The sequence below is a fragment of the Desulfolithobacter sp. genome (assembly GCF_054025815.1).
Map to the genome: position 1 here is coordinate 324,368 of NZ_JBPMMS010000034.1, position 26,846 is coordinate 351,213.

General features: G+C 56.0%; 26 protein-coding genes. 14 read left to right on the forward strand and 12 right to left on the reverse strand.

Going from position 1 to position 26,846, the window contains the following annotated elements; all coding sequences use genetic code 11:
- The first annotated feature begins 36 nt into the window (after positions 1–36).
- Positions 37–1,077, forward strand: a complete 1,041-nt coding sequence (locus ACXJJY_RS09595; RefSeq protein ID WP_456387297.1) for an ExeA family protein — start codon at positions 37–39, stop codon at positions 1,075–1,077.
- Positions 1,061–1,924 (forward strand): CpsD/CapB family tyrosine-protein kinase, encoded by an 864-nt coding sequence (locus ACXJJY_RS09600; protein WP_456387299.1) that lies wholly within the window; start codon positions 1,061–1,063, stop codon positions 1,922–1,924. Before ACXJJY_RS09595 ends, ACXJJY_RS09600 begins: the two co-directional genes overlap by 17 nt.
- Before the next feature lie 72 nt (positions 1,925–1,996).
- Here ACXJJY_RS09600 and ACXJJY_RS09605 read toward each other — a convergent pair whose 3' ends face one another.
- Positions 1,997–4,159: a SulP family inorganic anion transporter gene (locus tag ACXJJY_RS09605; RefSeq protein WP_456387300.1), complete on the reverse strand. Its 2,163-nt coding sequence runs from the start codon at positions 4,157–4,159 to the stop codon at positions 1,997–1,999.
- A 96-nt stretch (positions 4,160–4,255) separates the two neighbouring features.
- Positions 4,256–4,846: a carbonic anhydrase gene (locus ACXJJY_RS09610; RefSeq protein ID WP_456387301.1), complete on the reverse strand. Its 591-nt coding sequence runs from the start codon at positions 4,844–4,846 to the stop codon at positions 4,256–4,258.
- 706 nt (positions 4,847–5,552) lie between these two features.
- Here ACXJJY_RS09610 and ACXJJY_RS09615 point away from each other — a divergent pair.
- The 3 genes from ACXJJY_RS09615 to ACXJJY_RS09625 all read left to right on the forward strand — a co-directional run bounded on the left by ACXJJY_RS09615 (position 5,553) and on the right by ACXJJY_RS09625 (position 8,199).
- Entirely contained in the window at positions 5,553–7,007 is a 1,455-nt protein-coding gene (locus tag ACXJJY_RS09615) for an exodeoxyribonuclease III (protein WP_456387302.1), read from the forward strand.
- Positions 7,008–7,081: 74 nt separating this feature from the next.
- On the forward strand, positions 7,082–7,735 hold the full coding sequence (locus tag ACXJJY_RS09620; protein ID WP_456387303.1) for a response regulator: 654 nt from the start codon (positions 7,082–7,084) through the stop codon (positions 7,733–7,735).
- A 191-nt stretch (positions 7,736–7,926) separates the two neighbouring features.
- Positions 7,927–8,199, forward strand: coding sequence for an HU family DNA-binding protein (locus tag ACXJJY_RS09625; RefSeq protein ID WP_456387304.1), 273 nt, complete (start codon positions 7,927–7,929; stop codon positions 8,197–8,199).
- A 63-nt stretch (positions 8,200–8,262) separates the two neighbouring features.
- Here the strand turns inward: ACXJJY_RS09625 and lgt are convergent, their stop codons facing one another.
- The 5 genes from lgt to ACXJJY_RS09650 form a co-directional block, all read right to left on the reverse strand.
- Positions 8,263–9,078 (reverse strand): prolipoprotein diacylglyceryl transferase, encoded by an 816-nt coding sequence (lgt, locus tag ACXJJY_RS09630; protein ID WP_456387305.1) that lies wholly within the window; start codon positions 9,076–9,078, stop codon positions 8,263–8,265.
- A 6-nt stretch (positions 9,079–9,084) separates the two neighbouring features.
- Positions 9,085–10,980, reverse strand: coding sequence for a tRNA uridine-5-carboxymethylaminomethyl(34) synthesis enzyme MnmG (gene mnmG, locus ACXJJY_RS09635; RefSeq protein WP_456387306.1), 1,896 nt, complete (start codon positions 10,978–10,980; stop codon positions 9,085–9,087).
- Positions 10,981–11,019: 39 nt separating this feature from the next.
- Positions 11,020–12,513, reverse strand: a complete 1,494-nt coding sequence (locus ACXJJY_RS09640) for a TrkH family potassium uptake protein (RefSeq protein ID WP_456387308.1) — start codon at positions 12,511–12,513, stop codon at positions 11,020–11,022.
- 58 nt (positions 12,514–12,571) lie between these two features.
- Positions 12,572–13,915: a Trk system potassium transporter TrkA gene (gene trkA / locus ACXJJY_RS09645; protein ID WP_456387371.1), complete on the reverse strand. Its 1,344-nt coding sequence runs from the start codon at positions 13,913–13,915 to the stop codon at positions 12,572–12,574.
- A gap of 134 nt (positions 13,916–14,049) precedes the next feature.
- Positions 14,050–14,883 carry a class I SAM-dependent methyltransferase gene (locus ACXJJY_RS09650; RefSeq protein WP_456387309.1) on the reverse strand — a complete coding sequence of 278 codons (834 nt, stop codon included), beginning with the start codon at positions 14,881–14,883 and terminating at the stop codon, positions 14,050–14,052.
- A gap of 308 nt (positions 14,884–15,191) precedes the next feature.
- On the opposite strand from ACXJJY_RS09650, the gene rpmH reads away from it, so the two are divergent.
- The 6 genes from rpmH (at position 15,192) to mnmE (ending at position 20,146) form a co-directional block, all read left to right on the forward strand.
- On the forward strand, positions 15,192–15,329 hold the full coding sequence (rpmH, locus tag ACXJJY_RS09655) for a 50S ribosomal protein L34 (RefSeq protein ID WP_267926839.1): 138 nt from the start codon (positions 15,192–15,194) through the stop codon (positions 15,327–15,329).
- A 5-nt stretch (positions 15,330–15,334) separates the two neighbouring features.
- Positions 15,335–15,685: a ribonuclease P protein component gene (gene rnpA / locus ACXJJY_RS09660; RefSeq protein ID WP_456387310.1), complete on the forward strand. Its 351-nt coding sequence runs from the start codon at positions 15,335–15,337 to the stop codon at positions 15,683–15,685.
- 5 nt (positions 15,686–15,690) lie between these two features.
- Positions 15,691–15,960, forward strand: coding sequence for a membrane protein insertion efficiency factor YidD (gene yidD, locus ACXJJY_RS09665; RefSeq protein WP_456387311.1), 270 nt, complete (start codon positions 15,691–15,693; stop codon positions 15,958–15,960).
- Positions 15,961–16,119: 159 nt separating this feature from the next.
- Positions 16,120–17,793, forward strand: a complete 1,674-nt coding sequence (gene yidC, locus ACXJJY_RS09670; RefSeq protein WP_456387312.1) for a membrane protein insertase YidC — start codon at positions 16,120–16,122, stop codon at positions 17,791–17,793.
- Between the two features lie 21 nt (positions 17,794–17,814).
- A complete protein-coding gene (locus tag ACXJJY_RS09675; RefSeq protein ID WP_456387313.1) occupies positions 17,815–18,777 on the forward strand; it encodes a Jag family protein in 963 nt (320 codons plus the stop codon).
- A complete protein-coding gene (gene mnmE, locus ACXJJY_RS09680; protein WP_456387314.1) occupies positions 18,755–20,146 on the forward strand; it encodes a tRNA uridine-5-carboxymethylaminomethyl(34) synthesis GTPase MnmE in 1,392 nt (463 codons plus the stop codon). The genes ACXJJY_RS09675 and mnmE overlap by 23 nt, the downstream gene beginning before the upstream one ends.
- A gap of 120 nt (positions 20,147–20,266) precedes the next feature.
- Here mnmE and ACXJJY_RS09685 read toward each other — a convergent pair whose 3' ends face one another.
- From ACXJJY_RS09685 to cmoA, 5 genes are all read right to left on the reverse strand, one after another.
- Positions 20,267–20,719 (reverse strand): bactofilin family protein, encoded by a 453-nt coding sequence (locus tag ACXJJY_RS09685; protein ID WP_456387315.1) that lies wholly within the window; start codon positions 20,717–20,719, stop codon positions 20,267–20,269.
- Positions 20,720–20,723: 4 nt separating this feature from the next.
- On the reverse strand, positions 20,724–21,701 hold the full coding sequence (locus ACXJJY_RS09690; RefSeq protein ID WP_456387316.1) for a M23 family metallopeptidase: 978 nt from the start codon (positions 21,699–21,701) through the stop codon (positions 20,724–20,726).
- A gap of 268 nt (positions 21,702–21,969) precedes the next feature.
- A complete protein-coding gene (locus ACXJJY_RS09695) occupies positions 21,970–22,518 on the reverse strand; it encodes a hypothetical protein (protein ID WP_456387317.1) in 549 nt (182 codons plus the stop codon).
- A 94-nt stretch (positions 22,519–22,612) separates the two neighbouring features.
- Positions 22,613–23,575 (reverse strand): tRNA 5-methoxyuridine(34)/uridine 5-oxyacetic acid(34) synthase CmoB, encoded by a 963-nt coding sequence (gene cmoB, locus ACXJJY_RS09700; protein WP_456387318.1) that lies wholly within the window; start codon positions 23,573–23,575, stop codon positions 22,613–22,615.
- On the reverse strand, positions 23,568–24,311 hold the full coding sequence (cmoA, locus tag ACXJJY_RS09705; RefSeq protein WP_456387319.1) for a carboxy-S-adenosyl-L-methionine synthase CmoA: 744 nt from the start codon (positions 24,309–24,311) through the stop codon (positions 23,568–23,570). Before cmoA ends, cmoB begins: the two co-directional genes overlap by 8 nt.
- 241 nt (positions 24,312–24,552) lie before the next feature.
- Here cmoA and ACXJJY_RS09710 point away from each other — a divergent pair, with 241 nt between their 5' ends.
- The 3 genes from ACXJJY_RS09710 (at position 24,553) to ACXJJY_RS09720 (ending at position 26,830) form a co-directional block, all read left to right on the forward strand.
- Positions 24,553–25,095: a hypothetical protein gene (locus ACXJJY_RS09710; RefSeq protein ID WP_456387320.1), complete on the forward strand. Its 543-nt coding sequence runs from the start codon at positions 24,553–24,555 to the stop codon at positions 25,093–25,095.
- Positions 25,096–25,218: 123 nt separating this feature from the next.
- Positions 25,219–25,869 carry a biotin/lipoyl attachment domain-containing protein gene (locus ACXJJY_RS09715; RefSeq protein ID WP_456387321.1) on the forward strand — a complete coding sequence of 217 codons (651 nt, stop codon included), beginning with the start codon at positions 25,219–25,221 and terminating at the stop codon, positions 25,867–25,869.
- Between the two features lie 61 nt (positions 25,870–25,930).
- Positions 25,931–26,830: a biotin--[acetyl-CoA-carboxylase] ligase gene (locus tag ACXJJY_RS09720; protein ID WP_456387322.1), complete on the forward strand. Its 900-nt coding sequence runs from the start codon at positions 25,931–25,933 to the stop codon at positions 26,828–26,830.
- Positions 26,831–26,846: the final 16 nt, after the last annotated feature.

A 26,846-nucleotide genomic window follows, 5' to 3' on the forward strand; every position in this document is an offset into this window, starting at 1 on the left:
AACTGATGTGTCTGGTCCTGGTTGGTAACTGTTTTCATGTATCGACAATATTACGGATTATCCAGAAAGCCTTTTGAGCTCTCCCCGGATCCAGAAGTGGTCTACATGAGCGAGCCCCACCAGGAGGCCCTGGCCATCCTGCGCTACGGGGTGATGTCGAGCAAGGGGTTTCTGGTCCTGACAGGTGATGTGGGGACCGGCAAGAGCACCCTGCTCCAGGCGCTGGTGGCCTCGCTGGACAGGCAGGTCCATATCTGCATGCTCAACAATCCTGTTCTGGAGCGGGAAGAGTTTTTCACCTACATCTGCCACTACTTCGGCCTGAGCTTTCAGGGTAACAAGGCCGCCTTTCTCCTCGCTTTCGCCGATTTTCTCATGGAGTGTCAGGAGCGGCAGGAAAAGGTCCTGTTGATCGTGGACGAAGCCCACGTTCTGCCGGTGGAGCTTCTGGAAGAGATCAGGCTGTTGTCCAATCAGGACCGGCAGGGACGTGAGGTCCTGTCGATTTTCCTGGTTGGGCAGCCGGAGCTGAACGTCCGGATGTCCGATGACCGGTTGCTGCCCCTGCGTCAGCGGATCGGGATGCGATTTCATCTCAGGCCGTTCGATTCCGGGGAGACTCGGCAGTATATCCTCTTTCGTCTGCGCCGGGCCGGGGGGCGGCACCTTGACCTGTTCACCAGCGAGGCCATGGACCTCATCTATCAGGCGAGCAAAGGTACCCCGCGGTTGATCAATATTATCTGTGATCATGCTCTGCTCACCGGATTTGCCAGGGAAAAATCGATCATAGACGGGGACATTATCCGGGAGTGTATTGGTGAACTGCATTTTCCCGGAGAGGAAACATCCTTGCCCCTGCCGGTTCAGCAGAAAAAAGATCCAGGGAAGAGAGGGCTCGCTGGCCGCAGTCTGACAGTGCTTCTTCTGCTGCTGCTTGGCTTTGCGGTGGTGGAAGCTATCCCTCAGCTCAGGCCCTATTCTCCGCTGCAGTTTATCCTGCCGCCCCAGTGGCGGGATACTCTTCATTTATTTTTAGAACGTTTAGCTGGAGGCTTGCATGGGAAAGGTTTTTGATGCACTGGAAAAGGCCGGATCGGCTGAAGAATTGTCCCGCTCAAGGCCCACTCCTTCACCTCCCGAGGAGCCGAAATCCGGCAGAAAAAGGAAAAAAGAGCTAAAACGACCGGCCGGGAAAGTGCCCGGGCCTGTGGCCGGAAACTGGGACGAGCGGCTGGTCAACGCCTCCATCACCAATGCTCCGGTGGCGGAAAGTTTTCGTACTCTGCGGACCAGGATCCTTCACCCTTTCCAGGGTGATCCGCCACGCAGCCTGCTGATCACCAGCGCCTCTCCTGGCGAAGGAAAGAGCTTTGTCTGCGCCAATCTTGGAGTGGTTCTGGCCCAGGGGGTGGATCAGTATGCCCTGATGGTGGACTGTGATCTGCGCAAGCCTGCTCTCCACGACCTGTTCGGACTTCCCAATGACCAGGGGCTGGTCAATTTTCTCCGTGACCGGGACGATGTGGGTGAGATTATCCTCAAGGCCGGGGTCGACAAACTTTCACTTATTCCTGCCGGGCCTCCGCCGGTCAATCCATCGGAACTGCTTGGTTCCGGAACCATGGGCCGGCTGGTCGATGAACTGACTTCCCGTTACGACGATCGGATCATCCTCTTTGACAGTCCGCCCATGCAGGCTGCCTCAGAAACCGCCATCCTGGCTCAGCATGTGGATGGTGTGGTCCTGGTGGTTCGCTGGGGAGGAAGCCGGAGGGAGTATGTTCAGGATCTGGTGGAGCTCATCGGCCGGGACAAGATTGTCGGGCTGGTCTTCAATGCCTACAAGACCAATGTTCTGGAAGCCAGGATGTTTGGTTCTTACGAGTACCAGCAGAAATATTATTATGCCCATGGACGCTGATTTGTTCTTTTGAGGCACCAAAAAAGCGGGCCCGCGGGCCCGCTTTTTTGGTGCTGAATCCGGACTGTCGGATCAGGTCGTTCTGGGCACGTAGTGGGTCAGGGGGCAGTCCTTGCATCCGTCTTCATCGACTCCCATCTCGTTATGAACCTTGTCGATAAGGTCGGCGACCGCGCTCTCTGTATCCGGGTAGAGACTTTCCTGTCCGATTTTGCCCAGGAGACCAGTTCGCTCCATAACCGCCATAACCTGGCCTTTGACCCCGGACATGGCAAATCCAAGACCTGCGGCACGAACCCGGTCCACCAGCAGGGCCAGAGCCTCTTCACCCGAGGCATCCATGTCGTTTATTCCCCTGGCGTCCAGCAGGATATAGCGCAGTTCCGGGTGCTCGGTCCGAAACTTGGCCACCTGCTCGTCCAGGTAGCTGGCATTGGCAAAGAACAGCGCGCCGTCAAAGCGGACAACCGATATGTGGCGACAGCCCTTGAGCCGGTAATGCTCTGCACTCTTGAGAACTTTGTCTTCGTGCATGGACAGCTCCGCCACTACCGGGCGCATGGATTTGTAAAGGAAAACACCCATGGAGAGGGCCACTCCGACCATGATGCCCTTGTCGAGATGCGGAGCATAGGCCAGGGTGACGATGAATGTAATGACAGAGATGGCGCCGTCATACCACTGGGCCTTCCAGGCATGGACAAAACCCTTGGTGTTGACCAGTCCGATGACCGCCATCATGATGACCGCAGCCAGAACTGCCTGGGGCAGGTGGTAGAGCAGCGGGGTCAGGAAAAGAAGGGTGATGACCACCATCAGCGAGGTGACAACTGAAGATACGCCGGAAACAGCTCCGGCCTGCAGGTTGACGGCCGAGCGGGAAAAGGAGCCGGAAACCGCGTAACTCTGGCCCATGGAGCCGACTATGTTGGCCAACCCCTGGCCTATGAGTTCCTGGTTCGGGTCCAGCTTTTGACCGGTTTTGGCGGCCATGGCCTTGGCAATGGCAATGGCCTCCATGAAGCCCAGCAGGGAGATGATGACCGCTGAGGGCAGCAGTTTGAAAAAAGTTTTTGCGGTCAGTTCGGGAACGGCAAAGGAGGGCAGACCTTCGGGAATCTTGCCGACCACGGCCCCGCCGCCCATCATGTTCAACCTGGTCAGATCCAGGGGGTTGTTTTTGACCTTGATCCGCCAGGTCCGGCCGTCGGCGGTCATCCCGGGCGGTACCTTGTCCTTGGGATAGAAGACCAGCTGGTCTCCTTCCTCGACCCCGGCGAATTTCAGGTGCCGCAGCTGATAGCGCAGTTCATGGGCATGTTGTTTGGACTCAGCCATCATGGCGGTGAGAATTTCTATTTCGCTCTCCAGTTTGATGAGTTCAATGGGAAGTCCGTGCCCTTTTGATTCCTTAAGTTCCTTTTTCAGTTCGTCGAGTTTAAGTCCAAGAGCGGCCCGTTCGTTGCCGATGGCCTTGATTTTTTCTACTGTCTGATTGTAATCCTGAATAATTTCTTTGAGTTCAGGGTGGCGGATTTTCGAAACGTCCACCGCGGCATCATGATTGAAACCGGTGAGATAAGACAGGATTGTGGTGATCATGACCGCCACCAGCACATTGGGGATGCGGGGATTGATTTTTTTCAGGACCACCATGATGATCACCGCGCTGACACCGTAGAGCAGCGTGGGGATGTGGGTGTAGTCCATGGCCGCTTTGGCTACGCGGATCAGGGTTTCGTAATGATGCGGTGCCTTGTCGACATAGACGCCGAAAAATTTGGAAAACTGGGACGAGGCAATAATGATCGCTGCCGCATTGGAGAAGCCGTTGACAACGGGATGGGAGAGAAAGTTGACCACCAGTCCCAGTTGGAGAATACCCAGGGAAAACTGGAAAAGACCAACGACCAGGGCGAGTATCACCGAGTAGGCGATGAATTCAGGGGACCCTGCTGTTGCCAGGGGCTCCAGGGATGCCGCGGACATCAGTGAGACCACGGCCACCGGCCCGGTGGCTAATTGGCGGCTGGACCCGAACAGGGCGGCGACCATGGGTGGCAGAAATGCGGCGTACAGGCCGTAGTAGGCCGGCAGTCCGGCAAGCTGGGCGTAGGCCATGGACTGGGGGATGAGTACCAGGGCTACTGTGACGCCGGCCACCAGGTCCAGTTTGAAGTCGTTTGGTTTGTAGCCCTTGAACCAGAGAAGAAACGGAAAAATTTTAAATATCATTGGCAGTCTTCCTAAGTAAGAACAGGTTGATTTTTATGCTTTGAAGTCTTCGCTATCTGCTGAGGCAGGACTGTGCGGCAATATGATCCAACCAGGTTAGAGCAGCTTCACTTCGCCCGATTCCAACTCGTAAAAAGCCGATACGACCTTGACCCTGCCGTCTGCCACCAGCTTTTTAAGAACCGGTTCCGAGTGTCTCAGCTTTTCCGCTGTCGTACGGGCCACTTCCATGGCCGCGTTGTCCACCAGGTCGCCGGGCTGTCCCTTGACCCGCTCCACGGCCGGCTGAATTTCCGGGACCAGGCTGGCGATGTGGCCTTCCAGTTCTGCTCCGCTGGCAACTGCGCCGATGCCCCCGCAGCACGAGTGGGCCATGACCATGATCAGGGGGGTGCCCAGATGACCGCAGGCATATTCCAGACTTCCCAGTATCTGATCGTTGATAATGTTGCCGGCAACCCGGACCACGAAAAGATCTCCCAGGCCCTGGTCGAAGATTACCTCGGGCGGAACCCGGGAATCGGCACAGGCCAGCACGGCGGCAAACGGAGCCTGTCCCTGATTCAGGGCCATGCGACGAGTTGGATCCTGGTGCGGATGGGTGATCTCAGCAGTAACAAAGCGACGGTTTCCCTCCAGCAACCGTTCTATCGCTTCGTCAGCTCTGATATTTTGTTTACTCTCCATGTACTTCTCCTCCTCGGTGAAATAGAACAGGGATCTCAATGATACCGGTATACAGAATGCCCTCCGGGCAGACAGTACAGGTCAGGATCAGACCCTTGAAAAGAAGGTGCTTGATTCCATGGGCAGTCAGTTGTGATAATGGTTGGCGTGTATCGTACCTGAGCGGACCTCTTTTGCAGGTCCCGGCTCTGGTTTTAAAGAAGAGAATGGCCGGCGGGCAAACGAGTCCAGGAGACTCGAAGGAATTTTGGATTGGAACGCAGTGGCACCCACGCTCCATCGCTGGCTCAGCCGCATTATACACCCTGATTTCCGTTACCGTATACCGACTGGTGCACAGGACAAAACTATGCACTGCCGCTCACACTGTCTTTGGCAGAACAGTGGACCGGAGAACATTACTGTTACTGTTGTATCGTTGAGGTGGAAATTAAAAAACCTTGCAAACCATCTTAAGTCATAGCATTGTTGCCAACAAAGTCAAGCGGAAACGAACGAAAAATGAATGGGTCCTCAGTGGTCAGGTTCTCCGGAGCGGCCAGAGCCTGTGGTTTGCCGAGGAAGGTAGTTGGCGCGGGATGAGGTTTTTGATAATATAGGACAATTTGGGTTAGCCGGTCAGATGTGGATCAGGGCGGGCGGGTGAAAGATTTTGCTGATTACCGTCCTGCTGGAGGACCGGTTTTTGACGTAAGGCAGGTGAAGAATGACCTTTCCCATTGAGCAGGTTCTCTCTCTTCTTGAGGAAGAGGTGAGGGACTACCAGGTTCCGGTGGTCGACCTTATCGCCGCTCAGACAGGGGATCCGTTCAAGGTCTTGGTGGCCACCACCCTGTCTGCCCGGACCAGGGACGAGGTGACGGCCGCTGCGAGTAGACGGCTTTTTGCCCGGGCATCGACACCCGGTGAGCTGGCCCGGCTGTCCGTGGAAGAGCTGGAGAAGCTCATCTATCCGGTGGGTTTTTTCCGTAACAAAGCCCGGTATCTTAGTAAGCTGCCGCCGGCCCTTGCCAATATGTTCGGCGGTCGGATACCTGATCGGGTTGAGGATCTTGTCAGGCTGCCGGGAGTCGGCCGCAAAACCGCCAATCTGGTGGTGGCGGTCGCTTTCGGCAAACCGGCCATCTGTGTGGACACCCATGTGCACCGGATCATGAACATCTGGGGCTATGTCGCCACGTCCACTCCGTTGCAGACCGAAATGGCTTTGAGGGAGAAACTACCGTCCGGGTACTGGCTCAAGGTCAACTCCATCCTGGTGGCTTTTGGCCAGGGAACCTGTAAGCCGAGGCTGCCCCACTGCGATCAATGCGTTGTGGCTCGTTACTGTCCCAGGATCGGTATCACGCCGAGGAACGTAGTGGCTGACGGGGCACGAAAAAAAGAGGGCAATAAAATGGGACAACGATTTGTTTCCTGGAATGTCAACGGGTTGCGGGCTGCCCATAAAAAAGGTTTCCTGGACAGCTTCCACGAGCTCAATGCAGACATTTTCGCCATCCAGGAGATCAAGGCCATGCCGGAACAGCTCCCGGAAGAGCTGAGAGAGGTCAAGGGATACCATGCCTTCTGGTATCCGGCCGAAAAGAAGGGCTATTCCGGCACCGCAATCTACACCCGAAAAGAGCCCCTGGATGTCGTGTACGGAGTTGGCCGGGAAGAGTTTGATCACGAGGGGCGGGTATTGACCCTGGAGTTTGATTCGTTCTATTTCGTCAATATCTATTTCCCCAACGCCCAGCATGGCCTTAAACGACTGGATTTTAAGCTGGCCTTCAATCGGGCTGTGCGCCGGTATCTGGATCTTCTTGCCGAAAAGAAAAGTGTCGTGGTCGGCGGAGATTTCAACGTAGCCCATCGGGAGATTGATCTGGCCAATCCGGATTCCAATGTGAAAAATCCCGGTTTCACCTCTGAGGAGCGGGCCTGGATGGACGAAATGGTCGGTGCCGGTTACGTGGATACATTTCGCCAGTTTAACCAGGATCCCGGCTGTTATACCTGGTGGAGTTATCGATTCAATGCCCGGGTAAGGAACATCGGCTGGCGGATCGATTATTTTCTGGTGGATCCCGCCAGCCGGGACCGGATACGGGGGGCTGCGATCCACGACGAGGTGGCTGGCTCGGATCATTGTCCGGTCAGCCTGACGTTTCTCTGAAAATCGATGGCTGCATGTATGAGGCTGTCCTGGACAGATAATTTTCTAAGCAAACCGATCTTGAGCTCTCAGTCATGAAATCCTATCGTATCATACTGGCCGATGACCATGGGTTGATCCGACAGGGTATCAAGTCGATCATCATGCAGGAATCCAGTTTCGAGGTCATGGGCGAAGCGGCTGACGGCCACGAGCTGCTCAAGCTGCTGGAACAGGCCCGGCCGGACATGATCATTCTCGATATCTCCATGCCCGGGCTCAACGGACTCGAGGTTCTGGGGAAGCTCAGGGAGCTGTACCCTGAGGTCAGGATTCTCATCCTGACCATGCATCGCAACAGCCAGTATTTTTATCATACGATTTCGGCCGGGGCCCACGGCTACCTGATGAAGGATGATTCTGATACCGAGCTTTTGAATGCCATCCGCACGGTTCAGGAGGGGAAAATCTATATGTCCCCCCAGCTTGCCCAGGAGGTGACCAACGAGATGATCACCGCCTTCCGGGAAAAAAGGGATGTCTTGCCGGTTCCATTGACCGACCGGGAAAAACAGGTGCTGCACCTGGTGGTCAAGGGATATACTTCCAGGAAGATGGCCGAACTGCTCTGTCTCAGCCCCCGGACCATCGACCATTACCGGGCCAGCCTTCTGCGCAAGTTCAAGATGAAAAATACGGTCGATCTGGTTAATTACGTGGTTCGTAACTCCATAGTCGTCCCTGACTGAGTCCCTGTTTCAAATTCTTCCCTTTTTCTTCTGCGCCAGCGCTTTATAGGTATATTTACCTATTGAAGAATGGGTAACTCCCACAATTGTTTTTTGGGCCAGTCGCTGTTTAATTAAATCAACGAAAAGGACTGGGCAAGAGTGGATACAGGCATTGCCTGTCAAAAAAACAGCGATAGGAGGGACGAATCATGAACAAGAGTGATCTTATCGAGTCAATTGCCAGTGCAGCCAATATCAGCAAGGTGGCGGCAGAGCGGGGACTTAACGGGATGCTGGCTTCCATGTCAAGGGCCATGGAAGAGGGAGAGCGGGTTACCCTGGTGGGTTTTGGCAGCTTTTCCATCGTCGACCGGGCGCCTCGGGTCGGTCGCAATCCCAAAACCGGTGAAGCAGTACGCATACCACCCCGTCGGGCGGTAAAGTTCCGGCCCGGCAAGGAGTTGGTTCAGAAGATTCAGTAGTCTTCCGGTGTCTGCATCAGTACAGATACCTTTTTTCTCCGAAGAAGCGGCCCGGATATCTGTTCAGGATATCCGGGGCGCTTTTTTTGTTTGTATCCGCACAAGCCAGAGTACGGTACCGCCGACCAGCATGAGGAGACTCAGGATCTGTCCCATGGTCATTCCCAGGGCAACGGTTCCCAGCTGCGGGTCCGGTTCGCGAAACTGTTCGACAAAGATGCGCACGAGCGCATAGAGGATGAGAAAAAGGGCCATCATGGAACCATGGGGCCAGTTCGGGTGCTGTTCCCGCCACGGCCTGCTTTTCAGGCTCCAGAGAACCACAAACAGGACCAATCCTTCCAGAAAGGCTTCGTAGAGCTGGGAGGGGTGCCTGGGTATCGGGCCGCCGCCGGGGAATACCATGGCCCAGGGCACATCGGTGACCCGGCCAAACAGCTCACCGTTGAGAAAATTGCCGATCCGGCCCAGGCCCAGGCCGACAGGGACCGTAACTACATAGAGATCCGCTGTTTTCCAGAAGTCGAGCTGATGACGGCGGCAATAGATCGCCCCGGCTATAATCACTCCGATGCAGCCGCCGTGAAACGACATGCCACCCTGCCAGGTGGCGAGTATCTGGAGGGGGTGGTTCAGGTAATAGGAAGGGTTGTAGAAGAGCACATAGCCCAGACGGCCACCCAGGATCACGCCGAGGATGAGGACCAGGTTGAGATTGTCGAGCCGTTTCTCCAGCTCCTGCCAGTGAAACTTTCTGGTCTGAAAGCTCACCAGTACATAGGTGGCGATAAAGCCCAGCACGTACATGAGTCCGTACCAGCGGACCTGGAGCGGACCCAGGTGGATAAGCACCGGGTCAATTTTCGGATAGGGCAGCATATCGTTCTACAGCCTCCCCATTTTTTTCAGATGAATCTGGAGCACCGAAATGGCCGCCGGCGTAACTCCGGAAATCCGCGAGGCCTGTCCAAGGGAGCGCGGCTGGACAGTGGTCAGCTTTTCCACCACTTCGTTGGAGAGTCCGGGGAGGGCCTCGTAGGGCATGTCTTCTGGTAAGAGGATATGCTCCAGTTTCTTGAATCGTTCCACCTGCTCTTCCTGGCGTCGAATGTAGCCCTCATACTTGGTTTCGATCTCTATCTCATCGCGAAAGGGCAGCTCAGCCAGGTTAAAGGGCAGCTCGATTTCTGCTCGCCGTGCCAGGGCCTGTACATGACCCAGGTGGATTTCAGGTCGGCGAAGAAGATCGGCCAGGTTCAGGGGCTGGGTCATCGGGGTTGAGCCGAGCTCAACGAGCAGGTCGTTGACCGCAGGCAGAGGGGTCAGTCGGGTGTTGCGCAGCACCCGGGCCGCTTCTTCGATGGAGTGTTTCTTTTCCTGGAACTTGTCCCAGGTCGTCCTGTCCACCAGGCCAAGCCGGTAACCGATTTCCCGCAGCCGCAGGTCTGCGTTATCCTCGCGGAGCAGGAGTCGGTATTCCGCTCTGGAGGTGAACAGACGGTAGGGTTCACGGGTGCCAAGCGTGATCAGGTCATCGATGAGCACGCCGGTGTAAGCCTGGGACCTGTCCAGGATCACCGGCTTGTCGCCGCGTACATACTGGACCGCGTTGATGGAGGCCATCAGCCCCTGGGCCGCTGCTTCCTCGTATCCTGATGTTCCGTTGATCTGTCCGGCAAGAAACAACCCCCGGACCCGCTTGGTTTCCAGGGTGGGGCGAAGCTCCATGGGATCGATGAAGTCGTACTCGATGGCATAACCGGGCCGGATGATCCGGGCTTTTTCAAGCCCCGGAATGGAATGGATCATGTCGACCTGGGTCTTCAGGGGCAGGCTGGTGGGGATGCCGTTGGGATACACTTCCACAGTATCAAGTCCTTCCGGCTCCAGGAAAACCTGGTGACGTTCCTTGTCCGGAAATCGCATTACCTTGTCCTCGATGGATGGACAGTAACGGGCCCCGATACCCTCGATAATGCCGGCGTACATGGGGGACTGATCAATGGATGCCCGGATGATCTCGTGGGTGCGCTGATTGGTGTAGGTGATGTGGCACGGCAGCTGGGGAAGGGGGGGGCTGCCGGTGCTGGAAAAGGAGAACAGGGCTGGCGGGTCGTCGGAGTACTGAGGTTCCAGGTTGGCGTAATCGATGGTGGTGCCGTCCAGCCGGGGGACGGTTCCGGTTTTCATCCTTCCCATGCGAAAATTCATATGGGCAAACCAGCGGGCGAGGCTGGTTGAGGGCGCATCTCCCATCCGGCCGGCCGGGAAATTTTTCAGGCCGATGTGAATGAGACCGTTTAAAAAAGTACCTGTGGCCACCACCACCGCCTGAACCGGAATGATTTCGTCCAGCGAGGTCCGCACTCCGGTGACCTCGTTGTCCCGGACCAGAATTTCGTCGACGACGGTCTGGCGAATTTCCAGGTTCGCCTGGTTTTCCAGGACCTTTTTCATGCGCAGTCGGTAGAGCAGCCGGTCGGCCTGAGCCCTGGAAGAACGGACCGCCGGTCCTTTCGAGGTATTGAGGCGGCGGAACTGAATACCGGTGGCATCGATGTTTTTCGCCATCTCGCCGCCCAGGGCATCGATTTCCTTGACCAGGTGTCCCTTGGCCAGGCCTCCGATGGCAGGGTTGCAGGACATGGCGCCAATGGTGTCGGCATTGATGATGCAGACCAGGGTTCGGCAGCCCATGCGGGCAGCGGCCAGGGCTGCCTCGCATCCGGCATGACCGGCGCCGATGACACAGATATCATACTGATTGTCAGAGGATGGCATGGAGATTCTTTGTCTCTGGATATGTGAATGAACGGTCTGTTATTTATGTTCAGTGGTTCTTTTTTGCCAGCGCAGCTTCGGCCGCCGGGTCATCTCCCAGTAAAAAGGAGTGAGCAGGATGGCGATGGTGTAGAGCTCCAGGCGGCCTGCCAGCATGCAGAAGATGAGCACCAGTTTGGCCAGGTCCGGTAGATGGCCGAAATTCTGGGTCGGACCCACCAGGTGTAACCCGGGGCCGATATTGTTGAGGGTGGCGATCACCGCGCTTGGCCCGGTGATGATGTCCACTCCGAGAGCGGTGATGATCAGGCTGGCGACGAGAAAAACAGCCAGGTAAATGGCAAAGAAGCTTAAAATAGCGATCATCACGTCTTGGGGTACCCGGGTGTTGCCCAGCTTGATGGTCTCCACCTGGCGGGGATGAACCAGTTTGTGCAGCTGGGAACGGGCGTACTTGAAGAAGAGGAGGAAGCGGACCACCTTGATCCCACCGCCGGTGGAGCCGGCGCAGCCGCCGACAAACATCAGGGTAACCAGCATGATACGGGAAAAGGGCGGCCAGGTATCAAAATCAGCAGTGCCAAAACCGGTGGTGGTCATGATTGAGACCACCTGGAAGAGGACGTCGCGCAGGTTGCGGCCGGCTTCAACATAGAGGCCGGAGAACTGATTGGCTGTAAATATCAGCAGAGTGGCGATCAGGATAATCGACAGATAAAGGCGGAATTCCTCGTTTTTCCAGTAGGCTTTGAAGTCGCCCCGCAGGATGAGGAAATGGAGGGAAAAGTTGGCCCCGGCCAGGAACATGAAGAGAATAATCACCGACTGGATGTAGAGCGACTGGTACTGGGCGATGGAGGCGTTGTGGTTGGAAAATCCACCGGTGGCCAGGGTGGCGAACGAATGGGTCAGAGCGTTGAAAAAGTCCACCCCGCCCAACATCAGAAGTACGGTCTCCATGACGGTCATCAGCAGATAGACCGACCAGAGGATGCGGGCTGTGTCCTGGATGCGCGGTGCCAGCCGATCCTTGGTGGGTCCGGGCACTTCGGCCTGGAAGAGTTGCATGCCGCCGATCCCAAGCAGGGGCAGGATGGCCAGGGTCAGGACGATAATCCCCATGCCGCCCAGCCAGTGGGTCATGGTGCGCCAGAATAAAAGACTCTTGGGGAGAATCTCGATATCGCTGAGGATGGTCGAGCCAGTGGTGGTGAAGCCGGACATGGATTCGAAAAAGGCATCGATAAACGAGCCCACATGGCCGGAAATATGATAGGGCAGGGCACCGAGCAGGGCCAGGGCCAGCCAGCTGAAGGCGACAATGGCGAAACCGTCCTTGTATCCCAGTTCTTTTTCCGGCAGGAAAATGGCCACCAGGATGGTGCCGGCCACCAGGCCAAGGCCGGAACAGGCCAGAAAGGTAGCCATCATTCCATCGTTATAATAGATGGAAAAAGGCACCGGGGTGAGCAGCATCAGCGACAGGATGATGAGCAGCTTGCCCAGGAGGTTGAGTACACCACCGATTCGCATAACAGGTACGTTTCAGTTGTCCTTGAGCCTGGAAAGAATCAGGAAGGAAAAGGATATTTCAGGCATCACGATTGAAGAATTTCTCCACATCCCTGGCCGCGTCCCTGGTGAAAAAGATGACCAGGTTGTCTCCTGGCCGGATTATGCTCTCACCCGAGGGGATGAAAACCTCCCGTTTCCGGACAATAGCGCCGACCACGGAGCCGCGGGGACAGCCCAGGTCCTTGAGTGGAACGTTGTCGAACCGCTTGTGGTCCGGTACTGTCACTTCCATGACCTCGGCATCGGTGTCCAGAATAGTGGCCACCGAGATGATATCCGCCCGGCGAACATAGCGCAGGATCATGTCTGCTGCAACCTGACGCGGGCTGAGGGCCACGTCGATGCCGAGCTTGTCCAGCATGGGGATGAAGTCGTGGCGGGTTATCTTGGTAATGCACCGTTTTGTGCCATGGTGCTTGGTCAGCAGGGAGGCCAGGATATTGGTGGTGGCCGAATCAGTCACCGCGATGACCAGGTCGGCCCGGTCAATCCCCTCCTCCAGCAGATCGTGGGCCTCGAGCCCGTCCATGTTGAGGACAATGGAGTGGGCCAGGTTTTCGGACAGGAACTCGCATCGTTCCTCGTCAACCTCGACGATCTTGATATCGATATGCAGTTCCTCGAGCTGACGGGCCACCATGTAGCCGATATCGCCACCGCCGATGATAAAGACTCGTTTGGGCAGCCGGCTGGCAAAATGGAACAGCTGTTCTACTTTGGCCATGTCGCGCCGCAGAACCATGAGATAGATCTTGTCTCCGGCCTGGATTACGTCCTCGCCCCGGGGAATGATGGTCTCGCCGTTGCGGATGATGGCGGTCATTACATACTGCTGGGCGCCGTGCCTGCGGCCGAGCTCAAAAAGAGACAACCCGATGAAGGGATGGTTCTCGTGCACGCTGTAGCCGAGCAGCATGACCTGACCCTCGGCGAACTCGGCGGTGTCAAAGGCCTCGGAAACATGGATGAGTTTGATGATTTCCTCGGCCATGGCCCAATCCGGACTGATGATCAGGTCAATACCCAGGGCGTCTTCGTTCAGAGCCGAGCCGGGCATGAGCAGATCTTCGCTTTTGACCCGGGCAATTCTTGTGGTCACCTCATACTGGCGGGACATGAAACAGGCCACCAGGTTGACCTCGTCGCTGTCGGTGACTGCAATGAACAGGTCGGTTTTGGAGATGCCGGCTTCTGCCAGAACCCGGGCCGAGGCACCGGAGCCGTGTACAACGAGAATGTTGAGTTCCCGCTCCAGGCGCTGCAGTTTTTCCTTGTCCCGGTCGATAAGGGTAACTTCTTGACCTTCTGAGGAAAATTTTTCGCACAGGTACTGGCCCACCAGGCCGGCACCGACTATCATGATCCGCACGTGGAATTTCTCCTTCAAGAGTATCGAATATCCTGCAGGACCGCCTGTTTACAGTGCAGCAGGAGATTGTTCCCGCAGCCGGGGGTCGATTATATGCCCAAGTGACAATCTTTGCAAGAGAACCCTCAGTTGCGTTCCTGACACGGTTTCCAGCTGATGAAGGCCCAGATGGGCGGATGTTGGCGCCGGATGGTGACCTCGCCGTTCCCGTGGAAGGTGGCGATGGAGCAGACGTAGTCTTCCAGATGCTGCCGTTCCCCGGCGGTCAGGTCTCTGAACATCCAGGTGTAGCTTTCCAGGGCCTCGGCAAGGGAGTTGTAGAGGAGCTCCTTTTCCAGTTCGATAAAATCCACCGTGGCACGGTGTCCCAGCTGGTAGAGGAGGTTGAGCGTATAAATGTAATCGGGTCCTGATTCCAGTTTGCGTCCCAGGGCAGCGAAGGCATCGGGGTCCATGGGGCCGTGAGCCACCCGGTCGGTCAAGCAGACCCGCTTGATGGCAAAGGAGTTGAGTTTTTCCAGGGCCTCGCGAAGGTCGGGAACAGACATGGAGCGTGAAGCGATGGCAAGGTCGTGGGGCTTGAGGCAGTGGGAGCCCCAGTCGTCGGTCCAGGAGAGGTGGACTGGAGTTATGTTGTCGATATCCTGCCGGGCCGCGTCCCGTTCAAGGATGTCCAGCATGGCCCGGGAAAAATCCAGGGCCGTGACCCTGCGAACTTGTTGGGCAAGGGGCAGGGTGAGACTGCCCGGTCCGCAACCCACATCCAGCACAGACCAGCCAGGGTCGGGCCGGAGCAGCTGGAGGAATTTTTCAGTGTAGATGGAGCTGGCGGTACGACGGGCAAAGGAGGGTGCCCTCCTGTCCCAGTCCGTCGCTCCCTTGGAGCGCCATGATTTTTTTTTCCTGGCCAGGTGCCAGAGTGCGTTCCAGTCTATGTCTTCGAAACAGGTTATGTCCATTGAAACACCGTTTGTGACGGAAATAATTTGACAGGGATGGTCGGCTGTGATTAAAATACAAAATTTTCATAAAGTAAATGGCAAGATCGCTGTCCGCTCACCCATTCCGAAAGACACGGAGACGGTTGCACTCCTGCTGTCACAACGCAATTTCATCTCCGGACAGGTCGTCTGCAGATCTCCGGTACTGACGTGTGCCGCGAGGCTGAAGAACGCGCCATATATTTATCACGGAATGTACGATAACAGGTGGATTAAGAGAGCGGCAACGACCTGCCGGGACCAGAAAAGATCACAAGGAAAAAGTCATGAGCAAAAGAACGTATCAGCCCAGCAATACCAGACGTAAACGTACCCATGGATTTCGTGTCCGGATGCGTACCCGGGCAGGACAGGCGGTGATCAAAAGCCGTCGGGCCAAGGGGCGCAGGCGCCTGGCCGTCTGACCCGGGTGGAACGGTTCCGGCTCCCGAAGGCTCATCTTCTGCGGAAATCACGGGAGTTTGACCGGGTATACCGGCAGGGCAGGAGGCTGCGTGGCCATGGAATGCAGATTATCTTCAGACCAAACGACCTGCCATACAACCGGCTGGGTATCAGCGTGCACAGAAAGACTGGCGGAGCGGTTCGGCGCAACCGGATCAAACGGATTATCAGGGAAAGTTTTCGCTGCAACAGGGACCTCTATCCTTCAAACAGCGATATCGTTATCACTGTTCGGCCCGATTTTGGTCTGGACAGTGCCCATGATGTCACCTCCACCGTGGCTGCAATGATGGCGTCCGGCAAGGCACGGAAATAGACACCATGGCTCGTGCAATGCGTTCAGGTCCGGACCTGGAAGGGGCAGGGAAACAGCCCGGAATCGCGGCCCGGTTCTGTATCCGATGTTTTCGAGGATACCAGTATTTCATCTCTCCCCTCTTCCCGCCAAGCTGCAGATACACCCCGACGTGTTCAGAGTATGCCATTGAGGCCTTGCGTCGCCACGGTGTGATCCGGGGATCGCTTCTCGCCCTCTGGCGCATTCTGCGCTGCCACCCCTTTGCCCGTGGCGGGTACGATCCGGTGCGATGATCTTGATCGGGGAAGGCATGCGGGGTGTCTGTTTCAGTGCAGTCGCAGGAACTGTGCCCGCGGAGCCCCACCTGTATCATGTATGTGGAACACTACCGGTCTGGCCATGTATGGCGACCGGTTTTTTCGTGTTGTAGGTAATAACAAAGGAACATAATTATGGATATGTACAGGGCTTTTCTGGCCATTGTTCTCTCGTTTCTCGTATTGATCGGCTACCAGTTTTTCTTTGTCAAACCGGCGCTTCAGCAGCAGGGTGGTCAGCAGCAGACCGAGCAGAACAATACCGGCGCCGGGGCCTCAGCAGTGAAAAAAACCGCCCCTGCCGCCCCGGCGGTGGTTCCGGGACAGGAGCCTGCGGCCGTTGCCAGGGTGGAAAAGGTGGAGGCCAATCCCAATGCCCGTGATATTGTCATTGATACACCTCTCTATACCGCGGTCATCAGTGAGCAGGGTGGTGGTTTCAAGAGCTTTGAGCTCAAGAAATACAAGCTGCACAACAGGCAGGATTCGCCCCTGATGCAGCTGGTGAAGACTCAAGGCCCCCTGGACCTGCCAGTACTCTTTACCCTGGATAACGGGGCTGCGGAGAATCTGCCCCTGTATCGGGCGGACCGGGACCATATCACACTGAGCCAGGAAGATCAGGTCACCACCTTGACAATGACCGCCCGGCTGGCCGGCGGAGTGGAGGTGATCCGAACCCTGGTTTTTGATCCGTCCACTTATCTCGTCGGTATCAGTTACATGGTGAAAAACGGCGATACTCCCTTTCAGGCCGCACCGGCCATGGTGCTGACCAATAAACCGTTTACCGAAGGAACCGCCTCCAGCCGCTATATGTTTTCCGGCCCAGTGGCGCTGGTCAACGACGAACTCCATGAGGTAAAGGGCAAGAAACTGAGCCAGGGGGTCGAGACTCTCCAGGGAAATGTTATCTGGGCGGCCTACGAGGACAACTATTTCATCTGTGCCCTTATTCCCCAGGAGCCCACCACCAGGATGGTCACCATGGCTGCGGCTGGTGACAAGGTTCACACTATCGTCGCCGAGGGAGTGATCCATCTGGATCCCGGGGCGGTGCAGGAGTTTAAATACAAGATGTATTTCGGCCCCAAGAAACTGTCCATCCTCAAGGAGACAGGGTATGAACTCTCCCGGGCCATCAACTTCGGCTGGTTTGACATCATCGCCAAGCCCATGCTCTGGCTGCTCAATTTTTTCCATGACTATGTGGGCAATTATGGGGTGGCCATTATCCTGCTCACTGTGCTGATTAAGGGTATCTTCTGGCCCATTACCTCCAAGGGTATGAAGTCCATGAAGAATATGCAGAAGCTGCAGCCCAAGGTCGCCAAGCTCAAAGAGAAATACAAGGATGATCCCCAGCGGATGAACCAGGAAATGATGGCCCTGTACAGGACGTACAAGGTCAATCCCCTGGGCGGTTGTCTGCCGATGTTGCTTCAGATTCCGTTTTTCTTCGCCCTCTACAAGGTTCTCTTGATGTCCATCGAGTTGCGTCATGCGCCGTTCATGCTCTGGATCACCGACCTGTCGGCCCCTGACCGGCTGTGGATCGGGATTGATATCCCTGTGCTGCACGGCATCCCGGTGCTGACCCTGCTCATGGGGGCGTCCATGTATCTGCAGCAGAAAATGACTCCGACCACCGCCGATCCGACCCAGGCAAAAATCATGCAGTGGCTGCCGGTCCTCTTTACCTTCATGTTTATCAATTTTGCCTCCGGGCTGGTATTGTACTGGTTTGTCAACAACCTGCTTTCCATTCTGCAGCAGCAGCTCATCAACCGGCAGACCAGTAAGGCATAAGTTCTGGCACAGGAGTCATAGATGGCAAAGGCAAAAGTACAAGATTTTTACGGATCCGACGTTCCCGAGGCCATAGACAAGGCCTGTCAGGAGTTGGGCGTTTCTCAGGAAGAACTGGATATAGAAATTTTGGAGACCGGTTCGGCAGGAATTTTCGGACTCTGCAGGAAAAAGGCACATATCCGTGCCGGCCGGCGGCAAGCGGATGTCCCGGGGGAGAAAAAGAAGCCCGGTAAAAGGGTCCGCAAACCTGCCCCTGTCGAGGGCAAAGGTAAAGTCAGGGAGATTGCTGTAGAAGAAGGACCAGTCCACCCCCCTGCAGCCCCTGCGGTCGAGGATCGGCCCAGCCCGGATTCTTCATCCTCCAGGGAAGGTACAGACGTGCAAGAATGTGTACCGGCCCCGACAGCGGACAGCGCGGTAACCGGGAAAGCAGCATCGGTCCAGGAACCGCCTGAGCCTCCGGGTGAAGAGATGCTGGCCGCTGTAAAGGCGGATATCGAGCAGATTTTGGTCCTGATGGGGTATCCTTCCGAGGTTCGGGTAAGTTTCAGTGAGAATACGGTTCTCTGTCATATTTCCGGTGAGCATGAGGAGGCGATTGTCGGCCAGGACGGACGGACCCTGGACAGTCTCCAGTATCTTCTTCGCAAGATGATGAGCCAGCGGCTGCCGGATCGGATCATGCTGACCATTGACGTCGGCAACTTCCGTGAGCGGCGGATGCAGGAGCTTAAGGAGCGGGCTCTGGAACTGGCCGAGCAGGTCAAAGAACATGGTAAAACCCAGGCCATACCGGCCCTGAATCCTCCTGAGCGGCGAGTGGTGCATATGGTGCTTCAGGAAGACAAGGAAATCCGTTCCCGCTCGGTGGGAGAAGGGTTGTTCAAGAAAGTGCTTATCTATAAGCCGGGCAAGGGCCGCAAATCCCGCTCCCAGTCCCGCCGTCGAGGTCGCTCCGGTGGCCGTACTTCCAGTAAGTGATACTATTGCCGCCATTGCCACTCCTCCCGGCACCGGCGGTATAGGTATTATCCGCATCAGCGGGCCGCTGGCACCTGGTATTATGCAAAAGCTGTTCAGTCCAGCCCGACCCCGCTCTGCCTTTGAAAGCCACAAGCTTTATTACGGCACCATTACCGACTCGAAGGGAAAGGTACTGGACGAGGTTCTCGCTGTTTATATGCGGGCTCCGCATACCTATACCAGGGAAGATGTGGTGGAGCTGCACAGTCACGGGTCCTACCTGGTTCTCCAGTCGATTCTGGCCGCGGTCATGGAGTGCGGTGCCCGACCGGCCGAGCCAGGTGAGTTCACCAAGCGCGCCTTTCTGGCCGGCCGTATCGATCTCACTCGGGCCGAGGCGGTCATCGACCTGCTCAAGGCCAGGACCGGCGACGGGGTCCAGCTTGCCGTTCACCAGCTCCAGGGAGAGCTCTATGACCGGGTGGAACGGATCCGCCAGGGTCTGGTTTCTCTTCTGGCCGTGGTCGAGGTGGCGATCGATTTTCCCGATGAGGACGTGGAAATCCTCGATGTTTCGCATTTGCAGGAGCGGCTGTATCAGGATGTGGAGGAGCCGCTGGCCCGGTTGCTGGCCGAGGCAGATCGGGGTCGAATCCTGCGCGAAGGGGTGAAGGTGGTTATTGCCGGGCGTCCCAATGTGGGTAAGTCCAGCCTGCTCAACGCCCTGTTGCGCGAAGACAGGGCCTTGGTCACCGCTGTGCCCGGCACCACCAGGGATACCATCGAAGAGGTGGTCTCTATTCATGGAGTTCCGGTGTTTCTGGTCGATACCGCCGGTATCAGGGAAGATGCTGATCAGGTGGAAGAATTGGGAATCGAACGGGCCAGGAGCAAGTTCAGGGAGGCTGATCTTATCCTTTTCATGGCGGATGCATCCCGGGGGGTGGAAGCGGAGGATCAGGCCCTGTACGAATCCATTGCCGACAAGGAACGGATTATCGTCCTCAATAAGATCGATGTGGCGGCCAGGGGGGATATTGAACTCCTGGAACAAAGATTTACCGGAGAAGAGATCGTCAGGGTGTCGGTCCTGGAGGGTCAGGGGCTGGATATCCTGGAGGAGCGAATGAGTTGCAGGTTCCTTGGCGGGGATGACCGGTTGCAGGAACAGCCGGCCTGCGCACCCAACTTGCGCCACCGGTTGATTCTGGAACAGGCGGCCCGGGCCAGCTCCAGGCTGCGCCGGGCCCTGGATCAGTCTGCACCACCGGACCTGCTGGCGGTGGAATTGCAGGCGGCTCTGGACTATCTTGGCGATATCGTCGGTATCACCACTCCAGACGATGTGCTGGATACGATATTTTCCAGCTTCTGTATCGGCAAGTAAAGGTCCTCCTGGCCCAAACCAGTGTCTGTCCTGAAATGGTCTTTTGGAGTCGTGCAGATAAGCGCAGACTTTGAGCTTGCTTACCTGATCCCGGACGAAATCCTCATTTTTGGCCAGGCACTAAGTAGAGGTGCTCTTGGGATTGGAGGACGGTTTCTTCGGAGAGGATGAAGCAGGTGTTGATCTGTCTCCGGAAGGTTGTTGTTTACGTATGGCCTTGATCTCGCCCTCCAGGGATGCTCCGGATTCGACGGTGAGGTTGGCTGATTCCAGGCGGCCGCGGATGATGGCCGTGGTGTGGGCGGTCACCAGTTTGGCCTGGATATTTCCCTCGATGGTGCCGTGACAGACCAGAGCGTCGACTACAATATCTCCGTTTACCCTGCCGGTTTCACTGAGCACCAGGTATTCACCGCTGATATTTCCGTCCACTGTCCCGTCAATCCGGGCCTTGCCCTTGAACCGGATTTCTCCGGTAATCTGCATTTCCTTGGCAATGATGGAGGAGATAGCCTCTTTGGAGGCGCGTACCTCCTCCTTTTCCAGATCGTTTTTTTTGCTGAACAGCACCATGTAATCAGTTGTTGGCGTTGAGGTCGAGCCCGGCAAGGGTGAAAAACGGCATCGGGTTGATGGCCCGGCCGTTGCGTCGGAGCTCGTAGTGGAGATGGGCGCCGGTGCTGCGACCGGTGTTGCCCACCAGCCCGATTACCTGGCCGCGGGTGACCCTGTCACCCCTTTTGACCAGTCGTTTGCTAAGATGGGCAAAGACGGTTTCGTAGCCATTGCCATGGTCCAGGATAATGTACTTGCCCAGTCCCTTGTTGCTCGATGAGACCTTGACTACCGCGTCGCCGGTAGCCCGGACCTTGTCACCGTAATTGCTTCGGAAATCGATGCCGGAGTGAAAGGCCTGCTTCTTGTTCATCGGGTCGGTGCGGCGGCCAAACCTGGAACTGATGCTGGCATTGACCGGTCTGCCCAGCGGTATCTGGTTGAGTACTTCCAGGTAGTGGTCGGTCCGGCCAAGAAGCTTATCCCCATATTTGCCATCCATGGCAATGAACAGGCCCCCACTGTGCTCCGGATCATCTTCTATTTTGAGCTCCACTCCCAGTTTATCCATGACAGTCTCGATAATGCGGCTTCGCTGGTCCAGCCGGTTTATGGAAGTAGCCAGCAGCTCTTCCCGTTCTTTCTTGAGAGCGGCGATTTTTTCTTCAAAGGATGCAGCAAGCTGTTCTTTTTCTTCTTCAAGCTGCAACTGTCTTTCTGCTGCTTTGGCAAGCTGCTGGTGCAGGGATTCTCGATCCGCATTGAGCGCTGTCAGCTTACTGTCCCGGTCGGCCAGACGGGCGTGAAGGGTGGCAATTTTACTTTCCAGGTGAAGGTTTTTCTGAAAGTAGCGTAGCCCCTGCAGGGATGTTGTGCCCAGGAGCAGGGTCAGAAGAAGCATGCCCAGCAGGGAGTTGCGGATCGTTTTGGTGCGGAGGACAAAGGTGCGGCCGCGGCCCTGTTCTCCGGTAACAATGATATGGAGTGTTTCGTCAGCCATGGGTGATCAGGGTTATGGTTCTCTTTCGGCCAAAGAATGCCGGAGAAATATGATACGTCTTTGTGTTACAGAGGTCCCGGATGAATAATCCTCTTTTCTATACTCCCCATGGGGCTGTAATGCAAGCCTAATAGTATCGGTGTCCATATAAAGAAACGGGAAAACAGAGTGTTAAGAAAGGGCTGGACGGGGTGTACGCCGGGTGGATGGCTGGAGTGCTGCCGGGCGGAGTAAAGGACAGGGCCGCCCGGCAGAAAAACAAAAACGACTATTTCTGGAAACTGTCGGCAAAGAGCTGCTCTATGGCGGACCGGCCATCGTCGCTCAGGTAACGGGTACCCGAACCGACAAAGGTGTCATAGGTGATTTTCGGGGTATCTTCCTGCCAGGACCCGTTTTCCCAGGTGAACCATTTTTTGTGGTTCTGGTCATAGACGTGGAGTGGCCGGTTGAACAGCTTTGCCAGTTCCACGGCCCAGCCGGTTCCACCCTTGACCGAATTGTCATCAAGGATGGTGCCAATGACAAAGATCTGGTGGCCCTTGTTCACCATGTGGAAGATGGTCTGGAGAACCTTGCGGATCTTTTCGGTCTCGTAATAGGTCCGGTTCATCATCCTGGAGGCGATTTCCATGGAGATGTCGCCGCGCAGGAGTTCTTCGTCGCTGAGGACCACAGGGTTTTTGTCGCGGTTGAGCCGGTGCCCTTCGAAGGTGAAAATCACTTCCTTGACCCCGTATTTTTCTGCTGTTTCGCCAAAGAGCGATTCCGCGCCTTTGAGGCCGCCGTGGTACAGGGTGCACTCTTCTGGATTCATGACAGTCTTCCTCTTTTTGGGTTAGTGCCCGTCCGGAAAGCGGATGCCGCACGGCATGTTTGAAAATGCGCGGCTCCTTTCCGGGGTTTAACAACTACTTGTTTTTAGTGGCTTTGAAAAACACCCGCCAGGGTGCCGGATACTTCTCTATAGTAAGCGCCGGATTTTCCTTGTCAATAAAATCTTCGTAGGATTCAAAGACCATCCATTCGGTCCGCCTCTGTTCCCTGCTGCTCATTGGGTGACTGTCAAACAGATCGATATCGGTGAAACCGGTGCGGGCAAGCCAGTTATGCAGACATGCACCAGTGGGCACGAACCAGGTGCCCGGTACCTTGGCATAGGTCTTTTCCGGAAATAGCGCCACCGGTTCCTCGCCGGGAATGGCCTGGGACTCGACAATCACCGTGCCGCCGGGCCTGAGCGCCCGGTGCAGGTCTCGCAGGGCCTCTATGGGCGAGGGCCGGTGATAGAGAATACCCAGGCAGAAGATCACATCGAAGCTGTCAGGAAACAGGGGCAGGTGTTCGATACCAAAGAGTTCCACACGGAGGTTTTTCTGGCGGGCAAAGGTGTTGAGGGTGTGGAAGGTGTAGTAATGCTGGACATAGGGCTCAAAGCCAAGCACAAAGGCTGGTTCGTGCGGGAGCATGCGGAACATGTAGTAGCCGTTGTTGCAGCCGATGTCGGCCACAACCTTGCCCCGCAGGTCCGGAAGTTTCGGGAGGATACGGCGCCATTTACGCTCGCTGCGCCATTCGGCGTCAATCTCGATACCGAAAATTTCGAACGGTCCCTTCCGCCAAGGCATGAATTGGCGCAGGACAGCGTAAAGCCGGGCATGCTGGTCGGAGGAAATGTCGTCGGGCCGGCCGATGACCACTGTGTCACCCGTAAAGTCGCAGGACGAAGCCCGCAAGCCGGAAACGCTCTGCATGGGTTCCCGGTAGCGCAGGAAACCTTTCTTGGGTTGGTTGACCCAATGGTTCTTTTCCGCCCAGACCTTGAGGATGGCCTGTGTGTGCGCCTGCGGGAAGTGATGAAGATATCTATCCATTCCTGTCTTCAGGAGTTTTGACTGCGATAAAGGACGCGAAATTGAACCACTGAAAAAATGTTTCTATCGAGGTGAAACCGGCCTGGCGCAACAGTTCCATGTTCTCCTGGATGGAAAAGGGTATCAGGACGTTTTCCAGGGCCTCGCGTTTGGCGGCGATCTCCAGTTCCGAATAGCCATGCTGACGTTTGAACTGGTGGTACATGTTGATGTATTCGCGGTCGAGGCGCGGATCATGGCTGATGATCTTTTCACTGATGATCAGGATGCCGCCCGGAGAGAGGTGGCGGGCCAGTCGGTTGACAAAATCCTGACGGACCAGGGGGCGCACGAACTGCAGGGTATAGTTGCAGATAATGATGTCGGCGCCTGACAGGTCCACCGAGGTGATATCGGCCTCGATGAAGCGGATGTCTCCGGTGCGGGAAAACATGGCCGCTTTGCGCCTGGCTTTTTCCAGCATGGCCGGGGCGTTGTCGATCCCGATGAAACGCATGTCCAGGCCTTCGAGCCTTCGGCTGAGTTCAAGCAGGGTCGAGCCGGTGGAGCAACCAAGATCAAAGAGTGTGGCCCCCGGTCGGGCCATCTGCTGAAGCAGGCCGGCAATACAGTCGATCACCGCCCCGTAGAAGGGTACAGACCGACAGACCATGTCATCGAAGACTTCAGCCACCCGCTCGTTGAAGGTGAAGTTTTCAAGGACCGTACCGTTTATGTAGAGCTTATCTGCTTCCATGGGATGCCTGATGGCTCGCCAACTGGTTGTCTGTCAATACTCCAAGGTCATTGAGGTGCGGGACGGCAATGGATTGAATGTAAAACAGATTGTAATTATAAAGTTTTTTGTTTTTGCCAGGAGGAGTGATCATCTGGTTCAAACTAAAATAGCCTTGCTATCTTGTCAAAGTGAAAGTATAAAATGCAGGTTAAAATACACGGTAGGTAAACCGTATTTCCACCGAATCAGGGAGGATACCATGAACAAGCAGTTTTGGGCAAATTTTGCTCTGTGTGTGGTGCTGTTGCTTCTGGTGCTGACCGGAGTCACCAGGATCAGTTCAGCTCTTACCCCCAGGGGGGTTTTTGTCTCGGATCCGGAACCGTCACCCGAGGCAGCTTTGTTCATGGATAAGGTGACGCTTGTTGACTATAACCTTGGTGAAGAGCAGCCAAACATTGTCAGCGCTGAATTTGTGCTCGGCAACGCCAGTGAGCACGAAGTGAGAAATATCGAGATTCTCTGCGAGTTTTTCGACAAGAGCGGCCGCTATCTGGACCGGGAACCGTTTCTTTTGAGCGGCATTCTGCCGGCGGGAAAGACAATGGGGCATGTCTCGATGACTTCACGTTATGTCAACAGCCGGGCCGAGTCCCTGAGTTGCCGGCTTGTTGATTTCGAGCTGGTGACTGAACCGTTTTTCTCCCTCCACCGGCACGGAGGTGGCCATAATGAAGCCGCTCCCGGCGCGGCCGGACATGGCGGAAAGGAAACAGGACATGAAACCGGTGGTGGTCACTGAAGCCAGTTGACAACTGAAGGATGGCCTGAAAAGAAGGTGAGGCGGTTTCAGGCCACGACATGAGAGGCTGAAGCCAGAGAAAAATTGCCGGTCCGGCCGGCCAAGAGAGACCAGACAAGACCCGTGTCCCAGCAGGAAATTCATTTTAACGAAATAATCAGCCGTTATCGTTCCGATCCTTACGATTATGTGGACATGGAAGCCATCCACACCGGAAAAGTACGTTTTTTGGTCGAGGATGGGGCCGAGGTGAAGGGACCAAGCGGTGAATGGAAGCACATTCCCGGCACGCCGCTTTACGAAATTACCCGCGAGCGCAACCCCAAGATCGTCTCGGCGCGGACCAACGGCACCGTCTCCATGATCCGCGGCGAACTGGAAGGGCAGTTTGTCGAGGCCGGTGAAAAATTGCTTACGATCCGCCATCCTCTGAAGAAGAAAGAGATCATCGAGGCTATCCTCCAGGAGGTTCTCTATCTTTTTCCAGCTCCTGAACGGGCCCGTTATTACTTTGCCATGGATATCCAGGCCAGGATCAACCAGAAAGGGGCTCGTTCGGTGATGATCCATCCCGGAGACGAGATTATCATCATGTCGCTGATGAAACGCGACACACCGGTGTATTATACAGGAGAGCCGGGTATCATCCATTCCGTCTATTTCAAGCCTGGTGATTCCGTGGACCAGGGAGTTCCTCTTTTCGGTGTCTGTGCCGAGGAGAAATTACCACTGGTGCAGAAGATCATAACGCGGGTCAAGGCCGAATGGGATTGAGTTCCAGCTTGATCTCAGGGTCCAGTTTTCCTGTGGATAGCAGCTGTTTACGGTGACATGTGTGTTCCCGCTATCTCGTCACGATATCCTCCATTTTCTCCATAGATCAGCACCACTTTTTACCGATCCGGCCCTGGGTGAGGAGGCCATCGGCAAGATACATCGCTACGGGGCTGTGGTCGGTTCTGTTATCGAACAGCATGCCCGGCTGGATCGCTGCATGGATCGGCTGCGGGAACTTATCCGGGCAGCGGAAGAAGATGGCTCTACCCTGGCCAGCGGTACCGTGGTTCTTGCCGGGACCCTGAACGGGTCGAACGGTCGCTTTGACCGCAACTGGTATGCCCCGCCCGGTGGCCTGTGGCTGGCCCTGGCCTGGGCCGACACCCTGCTTCCCAGATATTCCAGCCTTATCCCCTTGGCGGTGGGCGTGGCCTGTTGTGAAACAGCCCGTTTTCTTCAGGTCGAAAAAGCGGCCATCAAGTGGGTCAATGATATTCATGTGCGGGGTAGAAAGCTATGTGGTGTGCTGGCTCAGACCCATATCAGTCCGGGTGGAGAGCGGTTTCATCTCCTCGGTATCGGCATGAATGTGAACAACAGTCGTTTTCCGGCAGAGCTTGACGGATTGGCCACCAGTATTGCTCTGGAGACAGGCCGGGAGGTGGATCTGGGGCTTGCGACCCGCTGTCTGCTGGCACGGCTTTCCTGGAACCTGGGACTTGTTCATTTCCAGGAAGAACTGGAACTTGAAAACGACCGGGAAGTGGACCTGGTCCTGGCAGGCTGGCGCCGTCTCAGTGACAGTGCGGGGAAACGGGTGCGCTACGGGTTTGATGTCCAGCGCTCACCACTTTACGAGGCCATGGTGGAAGGGGTGGATAACCAGGGCGGGCTGATACTGAGGCTGGATAACGGGGGCCGGACAGTGGAATATTCCGGCGAGATTGTCTATCTGTAAAACATCCCCTTCCCCT